The organism is Aquiflexum sp., from assembly GCF_041751335.1.
Classification (GTDB): Bacteria; Bacteroidota; Bacteroidia; order Cytophagales; family Cyclobacteriaceae; genus Aquiflexum.
On record NZ_JBGSXS010000027.1, the window covers coordinates 1 to 5,766 of the forward strand.

Sequence of the window (5,766 nt, forward strand, 5' to 3'; positions counted from 1 at the left end):
AGGTTAATCCTTCTTTTTCCGTCTATTTTATAATATACTTTTCCCTGTGTGGGATGATTGAGCAGTTTAAAATCATCACCGTACCAATCCTTATATTTCATCAATACTTTTTCCAGAAGGCTATCCGCCCAGTATTGTTTATTCCATGGTGCCCAAGCAACATACGAGTAGGTGACAGGCATTTCATACACTTTATGGTCAATAAAAGTCGGAAAAAAGCGCATGCTGACTTCATTATCAAACACGTTCTTTATTCGATGTTCCACATTGGTATTGCCCCCAGGTCCCTGGGTAATAATCTGCTGTTTATTGAGCTCGGTACAATGGTCAAAGAAATCCTTTTGGGCCATACCCAAATGAATCCCTAAAAACAAACTGTCTGTTTGGCTGATTTTGTCTTCCCAAAACCTGAATGAAGAGGAATCACAAGACTGAATACTGATCATCCATCCAATAATCATAACTATCACGATATTCGTCTTAAGCAGTTTATATGAAGAATGGAGCAATTTTTTAAAATTCAAATACATTTTGATCCGGGCGTTTTTAGAATGGAGTTCAAGTAAATGAATTTTCATAAATACTTCAATCGATCCTATAAATTTTCTTTGGGTATTGAGGTCTGTAAAAAAAAGCAAGCTGAAATAAAACATTTCAGCTTGCCCTATATACTGTTGATTTAATTTTTAATTATAACCTGGGTTTTGACTCAAATTAGGATTGGCCAACAACTGTGGTTCAGGAATAGGGAACAACTCCCAATGGCTTCCCGGAGCATGGACCCTCTTTGGACGGTTCATTCCCTGGAATGGCCACCAAGCTTGTCCATACTTCTTGAATCTGATCAGATCCTGTCTTCTGGTCATTTCCACATACATTTCTCTTCCTCTTTCGTCAAATAGATTTTGTTCGGTGAGTGTAGTATAAGGATCAAGATTACCTGCCCTTTCCCTGATCTGATTTACCAACGCAAGGGCTTCAGCAGTTTGTCCAAGTCTGTATTTTGCTTCTGCCAAGGAAAGGATAGCATCAGACAATCTGAAGACCACAAAGTCATTGCTCATATTATTTGTACCGCCTCTTTCAAATTCATATTTGGCAATTCTCGCACCTGCCTGTCTCAAACCTCCAGGGGAAATTTCATTTAAGAAGGGCATGAAAGTAAGTGGTGGACCATCCGGGTCATTGCCTTCTACCCCTGGATCAACCAATCTCGAACCATCAGATCTGAATTGAGGTCCGACCAAGAAATTACTTAACCTGCCATCTCTAGTGCCTTGAGACAGCTCCAGTGCAAGACCTTTCCAAACTGGTCCTTGAACTCCTGGGTTTTTCACAGGATCAACATAGGAATTATAAAACTCCTCTACCGTCTGATATCCGTTCCAAGGTTGCTGTGTTAAGTTAAAGGTCGCCTGACTGGCAATGTGCAGGGTCATCATTACCCAGTTGAAGCCCCCTGCAAACACCTTGTCATAAGGATAGACAAAAATGTTTTCAGTAGATCCTGCATTATTAATAGCAAAATTATCTTTATATGATGGCATTAAACTATATGGCCCACTATTGATAATTTCTTCCGCATCTGCAGCAGCCAAAGCCCACTGTGCTGTTCCGGTGTAAACTTCAGCATTAAGATACATCTTCATTCTGATCATCAAAGCCGACCATCTTGTCATCCTTCCATAAGTAGCTCCACTTTTAGCTGTGGGCAATAAAGGAATGATCTCATTCAATTCTGAGAGAATGAAATTATAAATTTCTTGTCTTGGTCTTGTTGAAGGTGACTCTAAATCAGTAAAATCCGTCACAAGAGGTACATTTCCAAAAGCATCCATTGCCCAATAATAATACAATGCCCTCAATGCCCTTAATTCTGCTATAAAAGCAGGTGAATTTGGATTATCCAAAGTTTCAAAGGAGAAAATCAACCTGTTACAGGTATTGATCCCTCCGAAGAGGAAATTCCAAGAATTTTGGAAAAAGGGATTATCAGGTAGAAAGTCATGTTGGTGCAATTGCAATAATACACCCCCGTCAAACCAGTCCCCACCTTTATGGGAGATGACTATTTCATCAGAAGCGATTTCATTGATGGACCAAAGGCCCGAATGATTTCCCAATCCACCCAATGACCTGTATGCTGCTCCTAAGGCAGAGATAAACTCCTCTTCAGTTTGAAAGAAATTGTCTGCTGTTACGTCACTGTATACTTGTTCCTCCAAATCAACACAAGATGAAGCGAAGAAACACATTCCCAGGCCAATCAGGAAGTATCGTATGTTTAGTTTATTTTTCATATGATCTTTATTGTTTTAGCTTAGAAACTGATGTTAAATCCAAGTGTGGTGATTGTAGTTGTAAAATAAGTTGCTCTACGCTCGATTCCAGGCGCCAATGGGTCACCGTTTTCGGTATCAACGTACCTGACTTCTGGATCAACACCAGTATATCCTGTAAACATCATAGGATTCTGTACAGATAAGAATGCTCTCAATCTGGAAACATTTCTACCTTGACCTAAATTAAAATTATAACCTAAGGTAGCGTTGTCCAAAACCACAAAATCCGCTTTTTCTACGTGACTGCTATTATATTGAGCTACCTTAACGGACGGATCATAATATTTGGTATTCACAATATTATAATTTTGAACCGTAGTACTTTCTGTGTTCTCATAGAAACCTCTGTAACTGTTGATCAGGTAGTGACCAATAGAACCTCTAAAGAAGAAATTCAAATCCCAGTTCTTATAATTAAAGGTATTGTTGAACCCAAAATTAAATTTTGGATATGCCGTTCCTAATTGGGCCCTGTCATCGTTACAATTACAGTACACGGGATTACCGTTAGCATCAACAGCGGTACCATCGATGACCTTTAATCTTGGGCTACCATTCTCATTGACACCGTCAAATATTGGACCCCATATCTGACCTAAGGGACCATTTTCCTGAACTCTGATCAGTTGAGTCAAGTTTTGCCCTGGAGAACCAAAATTAGAACGGTAATTAACTTCACCAAACGAAAGATCACCTGCAGATAAGCTGCGCAGATTTGTTCTCAAGGTGGAGAAATTGAATCCAGTAGTCCAACGGAATTGCCCTTTCTGAACAGCTTGGTAATTGACCATAAATTCAATACCTGAGTTCACCATTTCTCCTATATTCAAAACTGTTTGTGGAAAAAGATTTGGTGGAACAGGAACGTTAATGGGAAGAAGCATTCCAGTAGTTACTCTGGTGTAATAATCGATGGCGCCATCCATTTTGTTGTTCAGGATTACAAAGTCTATTCCGAAGTTGTACTCATCTTTGGTTTCCCAAGCCAGATCAGGATTAGGGTTAGATACAGGACCGAATGAAGGAACGAAATTACCATTGTAGAAGAAGTTACCTTGACGGCCAAATCTCAACAAAGAAAGATATGATTGGCCAGGCTGTGTTCCGGTTCTACCATAACTTGCCCTCACTTTCATCGCACTTACTGTTGGGATGTCAACGAGATTGGCAATGTTCACACCGGCACTCACAGCAGGAAAAAGCCCCCATTTGTTGTTGGCACCGAATCTAGAAGAACCCTCATACCTTGCACTGATAGACAACAAGTAGGTATCTTCCCAGTTAAAATTTGCTCTTCCAAAGAATGCTACTAATCTGTTTTGATTTGCATAGCTAAAAACATCAGCCAAACCATTTGCCAAATCCAAGCCTGCACCTATGTTATTGTAGGTAAATACATCAGTCAAAAAGTCACCTGCCTCCATAGAATTTCCCTGATTGAAAAATTCCTGGAATGAATATCCTCCCAATAATGCCATGCCCACTCTTCCTACATTGGTATCATAGTTTAAGGTAGTTTCAAACAAATCATTCAACCTTTCATGATTTTGGACTCGGGCCAGTCCATTTCTACCAAATCCGCCACCAAATTTGGCTGTTTTTGGAGAGTAGTTGCCTCTAAAATCGGTTTCCCTCTGGGTAGCATAAAATACTGCTGCCCTAAATTTGCTGGTAAAGTTATACTCTCCACGGATACTGGCCAATAATCTACTGTCTCGACCATCTGCAATATTTTGCTCTGCAATGGAAACCGGGTTGAACCAATCAAAAATATCTCTCTCATAATAGCCCCCGAAATCAGGACTCTGTGGATTTGGATCTAATACAGGAACTGTAGGGTTACTTATAATGGCATATCTGAAAGAATTATCGTTGCCGTATCTTCTATCAATTGAGGTATTTGAGATATTGATATTAAATATTGCTTTATCTTTCAAAGCTTTTTGCGTCAGGTTAAGTCTTGCATTCAATTGGTTGAATCCTGAATTTATACCTACACCTTCTGCATTTCTAGAGTTGATAGATACCCTGTAGGAAGTAGTGGCAGAACCTCCTCCAAGAGATAGGTTATGAACATTGGTAAATGCTGTATTGGTAACTTCATCAAACCAATTGGTATTACCTCCTAAATCAACCATTCCGGGGACTTGACGGTATTCATCAGCAGTCATTACTGAAATAGTCCTAGCAACATTTTCCACAGCACCGCTACCATTGTACTCTACAACAGTCCTACCGGTTTTACCAGTTTTGGTGGTTATCAAAATAACACCTGAAGAACCCCTTGTACCATAGATTGCTGCAGCAGATCCATCCTTCAATACGTCAATAGATTCAATATCATTGGGGTCAACAGTTGATAAAGAACCACCGATAACACCATCAATGACAACCAAAGGTTCAGCATTTGCACCAATAGTAGAAATCCCCCTTAAACGCATATTGAAACCTCCATTTGGGTTTCCCCCTGGTCTGGCGATATTAAGGCCGGCTACTTTTCCTTGAAGTAATTGGCGTGGGTCATTTACAGTACCTTGGTTGAAATTTTCAGCCTTCACACTTGTTACGGCACTGGTAATTTCTTTTCTTTCCTGGGTTCCATACCCTACGACGATGACTTCGTTGAGAGCTTGAACAGAAGCTGACATGCCTACATTAATAATGGACCTGTTGCCTACCGCCTCTTCAATGGTCGTAAATCCTATAAAAGAAAATACCAAGACGTCACTGGGACCTGCTGAGATGGTGTAGTTTCCGTCCAAATCTGAAATGGCACCTCTAGTGGTACCTTTTACTAAAACGCTGACTCCTGGTATTCCTTCTCCGGAATCGGACTCAGCCACTTTTCCTGTTATTTGTCCCTGCTGGGCGTAGGCAAAATTGATTACCGTACACCCCAAGAGAAACAACAACAGGCAATACCTTGTAAATTGTTTTTTCATTGGTTAATGGGTTTAATTGATGGGTTTGTTTTAACTTATCAATTCTCTTTCGTTTGAAAGAAGTCGACCTATTCAGATCTTTTCTTGTCACTAAGACAATTAATCAGGAAAAGATATTGAGTTTTTTTTTAATTAGGTAGCCAAATGAAGTTTTATTTTGAATTAATCTCAAAAAATTTAAGTTCATCCTTTAGTTTATCGATTGCAGACAAATAAAATTTTGATTTACTAAAATTCATCTACACATCAAACCAAATCAAGTTTGACAATATTTGTTAAAAATTATTAATTTTAAATTATTCAAATATCAAATTTAAATAATTGAATAATGGGTCTAGAAGCTATATTGAATCTCATTCAAATCTGATCACAACAATCCTTTTTAGGACCAAGCTTGCCTTAAAAATCTTATCAAATTTCCGAACATCACTCCCTCTATATCCTTGGAACTATATCCTCTTTTACTTAATAGGAATGGAATG

At 39.1% G+C, this 5,766-nt stretch carries 3 protein-coding genes; all 3 read right to left on the reverse strand.

The window, feature by feature from the left end:
• The coding region (locus tag ACEW8U_RS01410) for a hypothetical protein (protein WP_373520248.1) at positions 1–578 on the reverse strand (578 nt) is incomplete at its 3' end.
• A 108-nt stretch (positions 579–686) separates the two neighbouring features.
• Positions 687–2,300, reverse strand: coding sequence for a RagB/SusD family nutrient uptake outer membrane protein (locus ACEW8U_RS01415; protein WP_373520249.1), 1,614 nt, complete (start codon positions 2,298–2,300; stop codon positions 687–689).
• A gap of 20 nt (positions 2,301–2,320) precedes the next feature.
• Positions 2,321–5,284, reverse strand: coding sequence for a SusC/RagA family TonB-linked outer membrane protein (locus tag ACEW8U_RS01420; protein ID WP_373520250.1), 2,964 nt, complete (start codon positions 5,282–5,284; stop codon positions 2,321–2,323).
• Positions 5,285–5,766: the final 482 nt, after the last annotated feature.